Annotated in this window: 9 protein-coding genes and 1 tRNA gene; 7 read left to right on the plus strand and 3 right to left on the minus strand. The window is 65.3% G+C overall.

The annotated features are described in order from the left end of the window. Positions 1-6 precede the first annotated feature (6 nt). Positions 7-759: a maleate cis-trans isomerase family protein gene (locus tag ACTIFP_RS08420; protein WP_439568266.1), complete on the plus strand. Its 753-nt coding sequence runs from the start codon at positions 7-9 to the stop codon at positions 757-759. Positions 760-793: 34 nt separating this feature from the next. On the opposite strand, the gene ACTIFP_RS08425 is transcribed toward ACTIFP_RS08420, so the two are convergent. The 3 genes from ACTIFP_RS08425 to ACTIFP_RS08435 all read right to left on the minus strand — a co-directional run bounded on the left by ACTIFP_RS08425 (position 794) and on the right by ACTIFP_RS08435 (position 4,437). Further along, positions 794-3,268, minus strand: coding sequence for an ABC transporter permease (locus tag ACTIFP_RS08425; protein ID WP_439568267.1), 2,475 nt, complete (start codon positions 3,266-3,268; stop codon positions 794-796). Then, the gene (locus ACTIFP_RS08430) at positions 3,265-3,924 is read right to left on the minus strand and encodes an ABC transporter ATP-binding protein (protein WP_439568268.1); all 660 of its coding nucleotides are present in this window, start codon (positions 3,922-3,924) and stop codon (positions 3,265-3,267) included. Before ACTIFP_RS08430 ends, ACTIFP_RS08425 begins: the two co-directional genes overlap by 4 nt. Before the next feature lie 426 nt (positions 3,925-4,350). After that, a tRNA-Leu gene (locus ACTIFP_RS08435) sits at positions 4,351-4,437 on the minus strand. Positions 4,438-4,756: 319 nt separating this feature from the next. On the opposite strand from ACTIFP_RS08435, the gene ACTIFP_RS08440 reads away from it, so the two are divergent. The 6 genes from ACTIFP_RS08440 (at position 4,757) to gspF (ending at position 15,203) form a co-directional block, all read left to right on the plus strand. Then, entirely contained in the window at positions 4,757-6,331 is a 1,575-nt protein-coding gene (locus ACTIFP_RS08440) for a hypothetical protein (protein WP_439568269.1), read from the plus strand. Between the two features lie 81 nt (positions 6,332-6,412). Further along, positions 6,413-9,139, plus strand: a complete 2,727-nt coding sequence (locus tag ACTIFP_RS08445; protein ID WP_439568270.1) for a TonB-dependent receptor domain-containing protein — start codon at positions 6,413-6,415, stop codon at positions 9,137-9,139. A 269-nt stretch (positions 9,140-9,408) separates the two neighbouring features. Beyond that, entirely contained in the window at positions 9,409-10,293 is an 885-nt protein-coding gene (locus ACTIFP_RS08450) for a type II secretion system protein N (RefSeq protein ID WP_439568271.1), read from the plus strand. Positions 10,294-10,298: 5 nt separating this feature from the next. Next, a complete protein-coding gene (gspD, locus tag ACTIFP_RS08455; RefSeq protein WP_439568272.1) occupies positions 10,299-12,506 on the plus strand; it encodes a type II secretion system secretin GspD in 2,208 nt (735 codons plus the stop codon). Then, positions 12,503-13,996, plus strand: coding sequence for a type II secretion system ATPase GspE (gene gspE, locus ACTIFP_RS08460; protein ID WP_439568273.1), 1,494 nt, complete (start codon positions 12,503-12,505; stop codon positions 13,994-13,996). The genes gspD and gspE overlap by 4 nt, the downstream gene beginning before the upstream one ends. Continuing rightward, positions 13,989-15,203, plus strand: a complete 1,215-nt coding sequence (gene gspF, locus ACTIFP_RS08465) for a type II secretion system inner membrane protein GspF (RefSeq protein ID WP_439568274.1) — start codon at positions 13,989-13,991, stop codon at positions 15,201-15,203. The genes gspE and gspF overlap by 8 nt, the downstream gene beginning before the upstream one ends. Positions 15,204-15,206 lie beyond the last annotated feature (3 nt).

Below are 15,206 nucleotides of genomic sequence, written 5' to 3' on the forward strand. Positions count from 1 at the left end.
CGTAACATGACACGCCCCATCCGCATCGGGCAGATCGTGCCCAGCTCGAACGTCACGATGGAAACAGAGATCCCGGCGCTGCTGCGTGCGCGGGAGGGCATCGCGCCCGAACGCTTCACCTTCCACTCGTCGCGGATGCGGATGAAGAAGGTGACGAAGGAGGAACTCGCGGCGATGGACGCCGATTCCGACCGCTGCGCGCTCGAACTGTCCGACGCCGCGGTCGACGTGCTCGGCTATGCCTGCCTCGTTGCGATCATGAGCATGGGCGAGGGCTATCATCGCGTGTCTGAGGCGCGGCTGCACCAGCGCACCGTCGACAATGGTCATGCCGCGCCCGTCGTCACCAGCGCCGGGGCGCTGATTGCGGGGCTGCACACGCTCGGCGCCAAACGCATCGCGCTTGTCGCGCCCTATATGAAGCCGCTGACCCAGATGGTGGTTTCCTATGTCGAAGCGGAGGGGATCGCGGTCGCCGACTGGCTCGCGCTCGAAATCCCCGATAATCTGGAGGTCGCGGCGCAGGATCCCGCGAAGCTGCTCGATCATTACAAGCGGCTCGACCTGACCGGCATCGACGCGCTTGTCCTGTCGGCGTGCGTCCAGATGCCGTCGCTGCCCGCGGTGCAAAGGGTCGAGGATGCGATCGGCCTGCCGGTGGTGTCGGCGGCGATCTGCACCGCGCACCAGATGCTGACACGGCTCGGGCTAGCGGCGCAGGTGCCGGGCGCGGGAACGTTGCTGTCGGGCGCCTATTGAGGATGGGCGCCGTCTGTTCGGGGGCGGTCGTTGCCTATGTCGCCATCAGGTTCTTAACCGAGACCTTGAGGCTTTGACGGCAGGCCAGGTAGCCCACCAGGCACACGGTCGCCACCATGGCAAACACCATTGCGGCCACCCAAAAAATGTTGGGGTTGTAGGTGAGGTTGAACTGGGCCTGATAGATCAGCAATCCGGCGCTCCAGGTGCCCGCGATCGCCCCAGCGGCGGCGATCAGGGCGGTGACGCCCCAATCGTAGAAATTCAGCCGCAGGCAATCGCTATCCCGAAGCCCCATGCTCATCAGCAGGCCATTTTTCTGGCGGTCATCGGCGCTAAAGCCGCTCACCGATGCAGCGAGTACAAAAAGCGCCAGCAAAAGCACCATCACCGCATAGCCGCTCGTCACTTTGGTGACGATGCCGAGCGTCTGGTCGAAGCGTTCGGTCAGTTCCTGCAGCGGGACCAACGAGAGGGTGGGGTGTTCCTGCCACAGCCCGGCCAGCGCATCCCACGCCGGTTCCGGCAATTCCATGCTGCCCATATAGCGGGTCGGGGCATTGATATGCGCCCTGGCCGATAGTGGAACCTGGAACCAGAAGGTGATCGATCCCGCGCCGGGCTGATAGGCATGGCTGGCCACCAGCGTAAAGTCATAGGCTTTGCCGCCGATCCGGTAGCTGAGCGTGTCGCCATAGCGGAACCCCATGTCGGTCATGACTTCGGGTTCGGCGGAAATCTGCCGCCAGTTGTCCGTGCCTGCCGGCCACCAGTCACCGCCGACGAGACGGTTGTTCTTCGGGATGGCGTCCGTCCAGCTCAGCCGGATCGGATCTTTGAGGGTGGCCAGCGTGTCGCTGGGTTTCTGGATGTCTGCAAGGGCTTTGCCGTTCACGGCAACCAGCTGTGCAGACACAAATGGGCGCAGGGATCGCACGCTGCTGCCGGTCTCCCCGGCCCAACGACGGATCGCTTCAATCTGGTCTGTCTGGGCTTCGGCGATCATCAGATTGCCATCATGGCTACGGTCATAGCCTTCCATGGTTGTGCCCAGGTCACGCATCAGCATCAGCGAAAACAGCAGGAGAAGCCCGCACAATCCCAAACCCATCACCTGCGCCGATTTGGCAAACAGGCGCTGCCGCATCATGAAAAAGGCAAAGGGCAGCAGGCCGGCACGGCGGCGGCCCCAGTGATCGCCCAGCCGGATGATTGTCCAGGTCAGCGCCACCATCAGCGCGAGCGCCGCGGCGATGGCCGCCAGCGTCATGCCGGTCAGCAGCATATTGTCGGAATAGGCGGCGGCGAGCAAAGTGACCGATGCGATGCTCCAGAACAGCCGCTGCCACACATAGCCGCTTTCCGCCGGATTGCGGATGAGCGAAAGCAACGACGCGCGGGACAGCTGGATGAAGCTGGGAACCTGAAGCGCGAGCAGCAGCAGGAAGAAAAGGCCGATGGTCTTCACGGCCGGTGCCACATGCCATGCGGCGCTAAGCCCGGGGAAGTATCCTTGCAGTTCGGCGACGATCAGCCCGTATGCGAATATGGCCAGCGTACTGGCGAGGGCGATGGACAGAATGAAACCCGCCAGCCATTCGCCCAGCGCCATCAGCATGTCGGTGCGGGTGCGCGTGCCAAAGCTCGCGTAAATCGCAAGCCGATAGCGCATTTTGGCAAGCCAGCGGCGGTTGGTCATATCGAGCGCCACCGCGCCCATGAAAAACAGGATCACCGATGCCAGGCCAAGGAAATTTTCGGTCCGTTGCCAGAAACTGGCCAGCGGGTGCCGACCGCCGGTTTTCTTGATCACGCTGGCGCCAGGCAGCGCCTTGCGCGACCAGATTTCGATCGCCTGCTGCTGGCTTTTATCCGCCGTGACCAGATAGCGCGTGCGGACCTTACTGGTCTTGATCGATGCGCTGTTGAGACTCTCACTGTGCGCCATGGCGCGCAGGGCCGTAGTATGGCCTTCCATGATGCGGTCGGGTTCATGAAACAGAATGGCACTGAGCCGTAAGTCTGTGTCGCCGATGGTGAGGATGTCACCCGCCCGCGTCCCCAGCTTGATGGCGAGGCGCGAATCTATCCAGATCTCGCCGACCCCCGGACCTCGACTGACGGCGCGCTGCGTGGCGGCCGGGGTGTCGCCGATCTGGAGATCACCCTGCAACGGATATGCGTCATCGACCAGCTTCAGCTGCACGCGGGCCCATTCATCCTTGTGCGTCAGGGTGATGTCGGCCAACTGCGTCACCGACAGGCCCGCCGCCAGCGATTTGAATGCGGCTTCATCACCCTTCGTCGGGGGAGAATGGCTTTCAACCACGAGGTCGGACCCCAGCATCTGGTCGAGATTGTCGGCCAGATAGCTTTGGATCGACGCACTGGTGAGCGTCAGCGTCAGGAGGAAAAACAGCAGGGCGGTTTGCGTCGCCAGGCTGATGCGCCCGTCGCTGCTCTTGAGGTCACGCACGCTATTCTCAAGCATCAGTTTGAATCGGTTCATGCCGCTGCCTTCAGCTGTCCGCTCTCCAGAAGCAGGCTTGCGTCGGCGCGCATGGCCAGCTGTTTGCTGTGGGTCACGATCACCAGGCCGCATCCTGTCTCGCGGGCACAGTCGAACATCAGTCCGGCCACAGCTTCGGATGTGCGCCTATCCAGATTGCCGGTGGGCTCATCGGCGAAGATAAACCGCGGGGCGGTAACAAAAGCCCGCGCCACCGCAATGCGCTGTTGCTCGCCGCCACTCAATTGGTGGGGGCGGTGCCGGGCACGGTCTTTCAGCCCCACCTTTTCAAGCCAGAGGGCGGCGATGTCGAACGCGTCCCGATAGCCCTTCAGGCGAAGCGGCAACGCCAAATTGCCGATGGCATCGAGCTCCGGCATCAGGTGAAATTGCTGGAAAATGAAACCCGAATTGGCGCGCATCGTCAGCGCGTCCACTTCGGCTCCATCGATGGTGAAGTACACATCGCCGCCCGCCGGTATCTCCAGCCCCGCCGCAATCGACAGCAGGCTGGACTTCCCCGCGCCTGAAGGGCCGATGATGGCCAGCGTTTCGTTCGCCCGGATCGTGAATGAAAGGCCATGGAAGAGCTCGATCCGTTCGCAGGCCGTATCGAAATGATGGCTGATCCTGTTTAATGCGATCATATCCTGCATAATCTGCTCCTGTTGCTTCGCAGACCTTTGTCCAAGGCAGGGTCAAAGAAGCTGAAATACGGCACGCCGACAGCTGCTGAAGCGGCGAAAGCGGATTGGTGGAAGCCTGGCTCGCTTCGAAGGGCGCTCGTACCGCGGCGAACGTCAAACGTTCGTCAAACGGAAAACAGGCGGCGTCATCAGCGGGCGAGCGTTCGGCTTTCCCGCGGCGCGTGGCATCCAGACCCGGCTGTCAATTGCGGCCAGGAAGACTCGGGGCCGAGACCGGGTTCTTCTCTCTCGCCGGGCTGATCAAATCGGGCGTCTCTGGCTTCAGGCTCGGACCTAATCGCGGGGCGCACAAAAGCGCGCCTTCGCGGCGTAGCCTATCTATCTTGCTGATTTTTGGTGTCCTGGCGGACTCTCATGTCGTCCCGCAGGACTCTATGGTGCGGTCGAGAAGACTCGAACTTCCACGGCCTTTCGGCCACAACGACCTCAACGTTGCGCGTCTACCAGTTCCGCCACGACCGCACATCATGATGGGGCCGAACGGGTCCGGCTCCGGGTAGGAGCGGGCGCCTAGCAAAGCTTTTGGGGCGATGCAAGCAAGCTTCGCTGCATTTATTTTTGCGGGCGCGAAGGCGCCGCGTCGCTCGTGGCCCGCGCTGTGCCCGGCGTGTCACCGATAGGACTCAAAAGAGTCACGCATCTGTCACGGCTCTGGCGTCAGACCGTCATCGAATCACCCTAGTGGCGGCGTCACCGGGGGCGAACCATCGTTCACCGGTGATTTTTCATCAGGGGCGCCGCTCGACCGATTTGGGGGCGCACACCGGGAACGGAGATTTTCATGGCGGCTTTCGCACGCGTTCGTATGGTCATGCTCAGCGGCGTGGCCTGTTCTATTCTTGCCGCCTGCGGTGCCGACGGGGTCGCTTCGCCGGGTGAAGGCGTGATCGTCATTCCCGCGCCGACCCCGGCCCCGACGCCGACCCCCACGCCGACGCCTACCCCGACCCCGACCGCGGTGACCCCGGCGGCCAACTGTCCGACGATCGCCGGTCCCGACCAGCTGGCGAACCTGGGCACGATCAGCGGCCCCGGCGGCGAATGGCGCAACTGCGGCTTCCCGACGCGCTTCACCGCGACGACCGCGATCCCGAAGGTCGCCGGCGTGCTTTACTCGCTGCCCGGCCGCGTCGACGTCGGCACCGACCAGGGCGCGACCAGCACCAACAATGTCGTCACGCTGACGATCGACCCGGGCGTCACCGTGTTCGGTGCGACCGGCGTGTCGTTCCTGGCGGTCAACCGCGGCAACCGCATCGACGCGGTCGGCACCCCGACCCAGCCGATCATCTTCACCGGCCGCGGCAATGTCGTCGGTTCGGCGAACGACCAGACCTCGCAGTTGTGGGGCGGTATCGTCCTGCTCGGCCGCGCGCCGATCACCGACTGTCTCGCCCCCGGCGCGACGCCCGGCACCGCAGCGTGCGAACGCGATACCGAAGGCACGTCGAACGCGCTGTATGGCGGCGCGCAGGCGGGCGACAATTCGGGCCGCCTGTCCTATGTCCAGATCCGCTATTCGGGCTTCATCCTGTCGGCGGCGAGCGAGCTGCAGGGCCTGACCCCGTCGGGCGTGGGTAACAACACCCAGATCGACCATGTCCAGATCCACAACAGCTCGGACGACGGCATCGAAGTGTTCGGCGGCCGCGTCAACATGAAGCATCTGGTCGTGACCGGCGCCGAAGATGACGGCATCGACACCGACGTCGGGTACCAGGGCAACATCCAGTATGTGATCGGCGTGCAGCGCGAAGGTGGTGCGGTCGGCGATTCGATGATGGAAATCGACTCGAACGGCAACGAAGACACCTCGCCGCGCCAGCGCGTGAACCTGTCGAACTTCACCTATATCCACCGCAACAATGCGGCGGGCAACGGGGTGTCGATCCTGATCCGCGGCGGCGCCGACTATACCTTCGCCAACGGCCTGATCGTGGCGCCGGGTTTCCGCTGCCTCGGCATGAACAGCGCAACCACGGTCCAGGCCGCGGGCGCCGCCGCCGACGAACAGGGGCCGCCGGTGTTCCGTTCGGTGTCGATGCAGTGCAACGCCTCGCCGTTCCGCGGTACCAGCGGCGTCACCGACGCGCAGGTGCAGGCGATCTTCGACGGCGGCACGAACAACCGTTCGAACTATGTCCCGACGCTGACCAACCTGTTCGTCAACGGCGCGACCGAAACCGGCTTTACGCCCTTCGACGCGCGGACGCTGAACGCCTTCTTCGACACCACCGCCTATGTCGGCGCCGTCCGCGACGCCAATGACAGCTGGTATCAGGGTTGGACGTGCAACTCTTCGACGGCGAACTTCGGCACCGCCAGCCGCGCCTGCAGCGCCATTCCGACGACCTGATCGCTCGCGATCCAATTGGGGAGCGGGCACGCCTGACGGGCTGGCCCGCTCCCTTCCTGCATAAATTTGGGGACTTTCCACATGACCAAGCGGCCGATCTTTGCCAGCCTGCTCCTCATCAGCTCGGCGCTGGTAGCGCCCGCGGCGCTTGCCCAGGATGTTAGCGGCGGCGCCCCGGCGTCCGATACGCCGCCCGTCACGACCGAAGCGCCGGCCGGTGAAGAGCCGGCCGCCGACGATGCGGCGGCGCAGGACGAGGACGGCGATATTTCGATCCCCGGCGGCGCCGACCAGGAAATCGTCGTCACCGGCCGCTATACCCCCAATATCGTCCGTGCGACCCCCGAGGTCGTGTCGGTCCTGTCCTCGGCCGACATCGCGCGCACCGGCGAAGGCGATATTTCGGGCTCGCTGCAACGCGTCACCGGTCTGTCGGTCGTTGGCGGCGGCTTCGTCTATGTCCGCGGCCTTGGCGACCGTTATTCGCTCGCGCTGCTTAACGGTTCGCCGCTGCCCAGCCCCGAGCCGCTGAAGCGCGTCGTCCCGCTCGACATCTTTCCGTCGAACGTCATCGATTCGACGCTGGTCCAGAAAAGCTATTCGGCGAACTTCCCCGGCGAATTCGGCGGCGGCGTAATCAACCTCACGACCAAATCGACTCCGCGCGAACCCTTCCTGACCTTCAGCGGCGGCATCGGCTGGGACAGCGAGACGACGAACGAGCTCGGCTATACCTATTATGGCAGCGACACCGACTGGACCGGTTTCGACGACGGCACCCGCGACGTGCCGCCGCTGCTGAAAGCCGCCTTTGCCAGCGGCAAGCCGATCCTGCAGGGCGCCGATTACAGCCAGGACGATCTGGAAGCGATCCAGATGGAGCTGGTCAACGCCGAAACCACGCTGCTGCAGCAGAACAACCATATCCCGGTCAACTGGTCGGCGGGGATCACCGGCGGCACGACGATCCCCTTTGCCAATGGCGAGCTGGGGATCATCGCGACCGCGGGGATCAGCAACAAGTGGCGCACCCGCGACACGTTGCAGCAGACCTCGCTCAACATCGACCTCGCGGGCGACCCGCAGACGAGTTACAACCGCGTCATCACCGACAATCGCATCGTCGTGAACGGCCTTATCGGCTTCGGGCTCGAGCTTGGCGATCACAAGCTGCGCTGGACCAACCTCTATATCCGCGACACGTTGAAGCAGGCGCGATTGGGCCTGGGGACCGATGCGAACCAGGTCGGCCGCGACATTCTGAAGCAGGACACCGCCTGGTACGAACGCCAGCTGATCAACACCCAGCTGGTCGGCGAGTTCGAATTCGACGCGCTGAAGGTCGACCTGCGCGGCGCTTATGCCAATTCGCAGCGCGAGGCGCCCTATGAGCGCGGCTTTACCTATGTCCGTACCAATTTGCCGACGACGCAGGATCCGACCGGCAACAAGTTCGTCAACGATCTGGGCGGCAACCGCGGCGATGCGACGATCGCCTTTTCGGACCTCAACGAGGATCTGTGGTCGGGCGGCGTCGATCTGTCGTACGAGCTGGCGCCGCAGATCACCGCGACGGTCGGTTACGCCTATACCGACACCAGCCGTACCGCGGTGCGCCGCGCTTTCCAGTTTCGCGCCCCGGGGCTGCCGGTCGCGGTGACACAGCTGCGCCCCGACTATCTGCTGTCCGACGCGACGATCCAGCTCTACGATATCACGCTGCTCGAAACATCGGCGCAGGACGGCACCGCGGCGTTCGACGCCGGGCTGACGACGCACGCCGGATATGTCCAGCTGCAGGCCGAAATCGTGTCGGGAATGAACGCCAACATCGGCATCCGGTACGAAGATGCCAAACAGACGGTGGTGCCGATCGACCTGTTCGGATCGGGCGGCAGCGCGATCGCGCAGACCAATCTGAAAAATGACTATTGGCTGCCTGCGGTCACGCTGACCTGGGAAGTCGCGCCCGATATGCAGCTGCGCCTCAACGCATCGAACACGATCGCGCGCCCGCAGTTCCGCGAGCTGATCGCGCAAATCTATCAGGATCCCGAATCGAACCGCCAGTTCCGCGGCAACCCGTCGCTGAGCGACAGCGAGCTGTGGAATGCCGAGGTGCGTTATGAATGGTATTTCGCCAAGGATCAGCGACTGACCGCGGCGGGGTTCTTCAAGAAGATCGAGAATCCGATCGAAGCCTATACCTCGCTGAGCACGGACTCGGTCGCCAACACCAGCTTTGCCAACGCGCCCAAGGCTTTGCTCTATGGCGGCGAAGTCGAGGTGCAGAAATATTTCGCGCTCGACACGCTGTCGGATGCGGGCTTCTGGGCCAGCCGCCGGCTGGTGCTGATCGGCAACTATACCTTTACCAAGTCGGAGATCCAGGTCGGCGCGGGCGACACCACGGTCATCAACGGCGTTGTCCAGGATGCGCGCAACTTCTTCTTCGACGGATCGCCGCTGACCGGCCAGTCCGACCATCTGATCAATTTCCAGATCGGGCTCGAGGATCAGGACAAATTGTCGCAGCAGACGATCCTCGTCACCTACGCCAGCCCGCGCGTCACCAGCCGCGGACCGTCGGGGCAGCCCGACATCCGCGAAAAGCCGGGCATCTCGGTCGATTTCGTCGCGCGGCAGGGGCTGACCCTGCTCGACAAGGAAATCGAGCTGAAGTTCGAGGCGCGCAACCTGACCGGGCGCAAATATCAGGAAGTGCAGGAAAGCGGCGACAACCGCATCTTCCTGAACCGCTACAAGCTCGGCCGCACCTTCTCGCTGAGCGCGTCGTTGAAGTTCTAGGGCGGCAAGCCCCTCCCCTTCAGGGGAGGGGTTGGGGTGGGGCTCGCAGCGTAGCGTAAGGCCGATGGCCCCCACCCGCTGCGACTAAGCCAGCAAGCTGGCAAGTCTCGCTGCCCTCCCCTGAAGGGGAGGGCGTTGGCGGGCGCGCCCACCGCACCAGACTCGCCCGCCCGTCAAAAAACTGTAATCTTCCGGTCAACTGATTGTCACCAATCGCCCCTAGGCGATTCGCGACGGCAACTTCAGCCTCAGGGGGACAGGACGATTTCATGGCGACGCTGATGTCCGGATCGGCCTTCAGGCTGCCGCGCGGCTTGCCCGCATGGCTGCGTGGCGGGCGGCGCTCGCCGCACGAGATCGGGCCGGTGCTGCTCGCGGCCGTGCTGGGCGCCTTGCTGGGCTGGCAGCTGGTCCGCCTGCTGTGGACCGTCATCACCCCCTTGTCGCCGCTCGGCGCGTGGCAGCCGCAGGCGGCGGTCATTGCGTCGCCCGCCGAACGCCGCGCGCTGTTCGCCAGCTTCGATCCCTTTTTCCGCAGCGCGCCGCAGGGTCCGGCGTCGGCGACCGTGACCGCGCTGGGGCTGACGTTGTTCGGGATCAATATCAACGAAGCGACGGGCGGCGGGTCGGCGATCATCGCGGGCGAGGATGGGGTGCAGACCAGCTATGCCGTCGGCGACGAGATTGCGCCGGGGGTGAAGCTGGTCGGCGTCGCTTTTGACCATGCGTTGCTCGACCGCGGCGGCGCGCGCGAAAGCCTGTTCCTCGACCAGAGCGGCGACGCGGCGGTGGCCAATCCGGCGACGCCGCTGCCCGCGCCGACCCCCGAGGTCGGATCGGCGGCGGCTAGCGGGGTCAGCGCCAGCGGCGAAATGTCGCCCGCGACGCTCAAGGCCGGGGTCGGTTTTGCGCCGCGCGCCGAAAACGGCCGCGTCACCGGGCTGGTCGTCCAGCCGCAGGGCGACGGCGCGGTGTTCCGCGCTGCGGGGCTGCGTCCGGGCGACGTCATCCGCTCGGTCAATGGGCGCCCGATCGGGTCGACCAGCGACGCGGCGGCACTCGCCAACCAGATTGCGCCCGGCGCGCGCATCTCGCTCGAAGTCGAACGCGGCGCCGGCGTCGTTCCCGTCGCCATCTTCCTCTCGAAGCAATAGGTTTTATGCGTTTCAAACTGTCCCTGATGCTCGCCGCCGCGCTTGTTTCCGCCACGCCGGCACCCGCGGTCGCCCAATATACGCTCAACGTTCGCGATGCCGACATCCGCGCCTTCATCCAGGACGCGGCGCGGATCACCGGGCGGACCTTCGTCATCGACGGCCGTGTCAACGGCAAGGTGTCGGTGGTGACCGACCGGCCGCTGTCGCGCAGCGAATATTTCGAGATTTTCCTGTCGACCCTGCGCTCGAACGGCCTCGTCGCCGTGCCCGGCCCCAACGGCAGTTACCGCGTCCAGCCGATCGACGGCGCCGCGGCGCAGCCGGGCCGGATCGGCAGCGGCGGCGCGGCGCAGAACCAGTTCGTCACCGAAATCATCCGCCTGCGCCATATCGATGCCGTCGCGGCGGTCGAAACGCTGCGCCCGCTGGTCAGCCCGCAGGGGTCGCTGACCGCCAACCGCAACGCCAACAGCCTGGTCGTCGCCGATTTCGCCGACAATATCCGCCGCATCCGCTCGCTGGTCGCCAGCATCGACCGCGACAGTTCGACCAGCCAGATCGTGACGCTGAAAAACGCCGGTGCGCGCGAAATCGCCGCGGCGTTGACCGCATTGGTCCCGGCGGCGGGCGAGGGGGCGCGTGCGCCGGTCGCGATCGTGCCGATCGACAGCAGCAACGCGATCGCGCTGCGCGGCGATCAGGCGATGGTCGCGCGCTTTGTCGCGATGGCGACCGATCTGGATCAGAAAGCGGCAGGGGGCACCGAGCTGCGCGTCTATTGGCTTGAGCATGCCAATGCCGAAACGCTGCTGCCGACGATCCAGCAGCTGGTTGGTGGCGGCAGCGATCCGGCGCAGAAGGCGGGGCTGCCGCCTGCGACAACCTCGTCGTCATCGTCCGGCGGGAACAGCACGCCGACGCCGGCACCAGCGGCGGCCGCTACCGTATCGACCGGCGGCGCGGGCGGCAGCATCGCAACGCGCGGCCCGGCGATCGTCACGCGTTACGAAGGCGCCAATGCGATCATCGTCGCCGCCAACAGCGACGTCCAGCGGATGCTCGGCGAGCTGATCCGCCAGCTCGACAGCCGGCGCCAGCAGGTGCTGGTCGAGGCGATTGTCGTCGAAATCGGCGACGACGCGGCCAAGCGGCTGGGGGTCCAGTTCCTGCTCGGCGGCAAGAATATCCCGTTCGTCGCGACCAGCTACAGCAACGCGTCACCCAATATCCTGACGCTGGGCGGCGCCTATGCTGCCAACCGGCTGTCGCAGGAGACCACGACGGTCAACGGCAACACGACGGTGACCCAGACTAACAGCTCGCTGGGCAACAGCCTGCAGGAAGCGGCGGCGGCATCGTTGTTGCAGGCGACCGGCGGCTTTGCGGGCTTCGCGGGCGACATCGGCAAGAACACGATCTTCGGCGCGATCATCAACGCGGTGAAGTCCGACACGACGTCGAACCTGCTCGCGACCCCGCATATCGTCACGCTCGACAATCAGGCGGCGAAATTCCTGGTCGGACAGGATGTGCCGATCACCACCGGTGAAAAACTGGGCGACAATTTCGAAAACGCCTTCCGCACCGTTCAGCGCGAAGAGGTCGGGATCAAGCTCGAGGTGACCCCGCAGGTCAATGGCGCGGGCGAGGTCAAGATGTTCCTGCGTCAGGAAGTGTCGAGCGTTGCTGGGCCGGTGTCGTCGCGCAACAGCGACCTGATCCTCAACAAGCGTGCGTTCGAGACGGTGCTGACCGTCGACGACGGCGAAATCCTGGCGATCGGTGGGTTGCTCAACGATGACGAGCGCAAGACGATCGAGCGCATTCCGCTGCTCAGCGATATTCCGCTGCTCGGCGAGCTGTTCAAATCGCGCAGCCGGACGCGGTCGAAAACCAATCTGATGGTGTTCATCCGCCCGACCATCCTGCGCAATCGCGAGGATAATGCGGCGCTGACCGCGCGGCGCTACGGTTATATCCGCGATTTCCAGTTGCAGCGTAATCCCGATGAGGAGCCCGCGATCGATACGCTGGTGCGCGATTATCTGGGTGCGGTGCCGCCGGTGCCGACCGAGGCGACCGCTGCCGACATCACCGTCGGCCCCGTCAACCTGCCCGAACTGCGCGGCGCCGATGGCCGGGTGATTTCGACCGACGTCCCGCCGTCGATCTCGAACGCACCCGCGCCGCCGACCGGAGAATATCCGTGACCGATGCCGAACCGATCGTAGCGCCCCCGGCGCCGGTCGACATTCCTTATGGCTTTGCGCGCCAGCATGGCGTCGTGATCGCGCCGGGCGAGGACGGGGCGTGGCTCGCGACCCTGCGCGAAGATGCCGATCCGGCAGTGCTGATCGAGGTGAAGCGCTACCTTGCACAGCCGCTGCGCGTCGCCACCGCGAGCATCGCCGATTTCGACCGGCTGCTGTCCGATCATTATGCCGTCGACAGCTCGGCGGCGGCGATGGCGGGGTCGGTGGGCAATAACGACATCGATTTCAGCCTGCCCAGCGCCGAAGATCTGCTCGACAGCGCCGACGACGCCCCCGCGATCCGCCTGATCAACGCGATCATCGCCGAAGCGGTGCGCCAAGGGGTCAGCGACATCCATATTGAACCCTATGAAAGCGGGCTGGTGGTGCGGATGCGCACCGACGGCGTGCTGCGCGAGCATCTGCGGATGCCGCCGCACGTCGCGCCGGTCGTGGTCAGCCGCATCAAGGTGATGGCGCGCCTCGACATCGCCGAGCGCCGGGTGCCGCAGGACGGCCGCATCGGGCTGACCCTGGCGGGCAAGGCGGTCGACGTCCGCGTCTCGACACTCCCCAGCCGCGCGGGCGAGCGCGTCGTGATGCGTATCCTCGACAAGGATGCGGCGGGGATCGATTTCGACGTGCTCGGCCTGTCGGGCGCCGCCGACCAGATTTTGCGCGAGGCGCTGGCCGAACCCAATGGCATCATCCTGGTCACCGGGCCGACCGGGTCGGGCAAGACGACAACGCTTTATGCCGCGCTCAAGCAGCTCAACGATGGCCAGCGCAACATCCTGACGGTCGAAGACCCGGTCGAATATGCCGTCGACGGGGTCGGCCAGACGCAGGTCAACGCCAAGGTCGGGCTCGATTTTGCCGCCGGGCTGCGCGCGATCCTGCGCCAGGATCCCGACGTCGTGATGGTCGGCGAAATCCGCGACCGCGAAACCGCCGACATCGCGGTGCAGGCGTCGCTGACCGGCCATCTCGTGCTGTCGACCGTCCACACCAACGATGCCGTTGGTGCAATAACTCGTCTCAAAGACTTGAAAGTAGAGCCTTTTCTTCTCGCCTCGACATTGCGCGCCGTCATCGCGCAGCGCCTTGTGCGCAAACTTTGCGACAATTGCCGCGAACCGGTGCAGGCCGACAACAGCGTCGCCGCGATGCTCGGCCTCGACATCGGCACCGTCATCTGGCGGCCGAAGGGCTGCGACCAGTGCAGCGGCACCGGCTACAAGGGCCGGATCGGGGTATTCGAGGCGATCAAGGTCGACGACACCGTCCGCCGTTACATCTATAACGGCGGCGACGAGGCGATGATCACGCGCCATGCCTTCCTGAAATCGCCGACGCTGGCATCGGCGGCGCGCGCGATGGTGGCGAAGGGGCTGACCACCGCCGAGGAGGCGATCCGCATCGCGCGGCGCGAGGAAATCGATGCCTGATTATCGCTATGTGGCGATCGATCCGCAGGGCCGCGAGCGCAAGGGACGGCTGACCGCCGCCAACGACGATGCAGCGCGCGCCGATCTGGTCCGGCGCAAATTTCATATCGTCGCGGTCGAGGCGGCGGGAACGAAGCCCGCCAGCCGGTCGCTGCTCGCGTTCCGACGCGTGCGGCTGAGCAGTAAAGACCTCGCGCTGTTCACGCGCCAGCTGGCGACGCTGGCCGAGGTTGCGCCGCTCGAAGAGGCGCTGCGCACGCTGACCCGGCAGAGCGAGGCCGAAAGCGCCCGCACGGTCATCGGCGACGTTCATGCCGGGCTGCTCGAAGGCCGCCGCCTCGCCGATGCGATGGCGCGCCAGCCGGCGAGCTTTCCGCCGCTGTATCGCGCGATGGTCGCCGCGGGCGAGACGACGGGCAGCCTGACGACGATACTGGCGCGCCTTGCCGACCTGCTTGAACGGCAGGCCGAGGTGCGCGGCAAGCTGATTGCCGCGCTCGCTTATCCGATCGTGCTCGCGGTGGTCGCGATCGGGGTGGTCGCAGCGCTGATGATCTTCGTCGTCCCGCGCGTCGTCGAGCAGTTCACCGACGTCGGCCAACAATTGCCCTTCCTGACCCGCGCGGTGATCGCGATTTCCAGCTTTGCCGCGAACTGGTGGTGGTTGATCGCGCTGTTGCTCGTCGCGGCGAGTTTTGGCTGGGTCGCCGCGATGCGCCGTCCGGCGTTCAAGGCGCGGGTCGATGCGCGGCTGCTGCGCCTGCCGCTACTCGGGCGATTGCTTCGTGATCTCTACGCGGCGCGCTTTGCCCGCACCCTGGCGACGATGGTGTCGAGCCGCCTGCCGCTGGTCGACGGGCTGCGGCTGACCCTGCCGACGATCCGCAACGCCGCGCTCGCCAGCGCGACCGCCGCGATCGTCGATCAGGTCCGCGCCGGGGGCAGTCTGTCGGCGGCGCTGCGCGATGCCGGGGTGTTCCCGCCGCTGCTGGTGTACATGACCGCCAGCGGCGAAAGCGCCGGGCGGCTCGAGGTGATGCTGGAGCGCGCCGCCGATTATCTCGAGCGCGAATTCGACCGCTTTACGGCGGCCTCGATGGCCTTACTCGAACCTGTCATAATAGTCCTTATGGGGTCGTGCGTTGCCCTGATCATCCTCGCCATTCTGCTGCCGATCCTTCAGTTGCAGAATCTTGCCGGAATATAATAG

Source organism: Sphingopyxis sp., assembly GCF_051861155.1.
Lineage (GTDB): Bacteria > Pseudomonadota > Alphaproteobacteria > Sphingomonadales > Sphingomonadaceae > Sphingopyxis.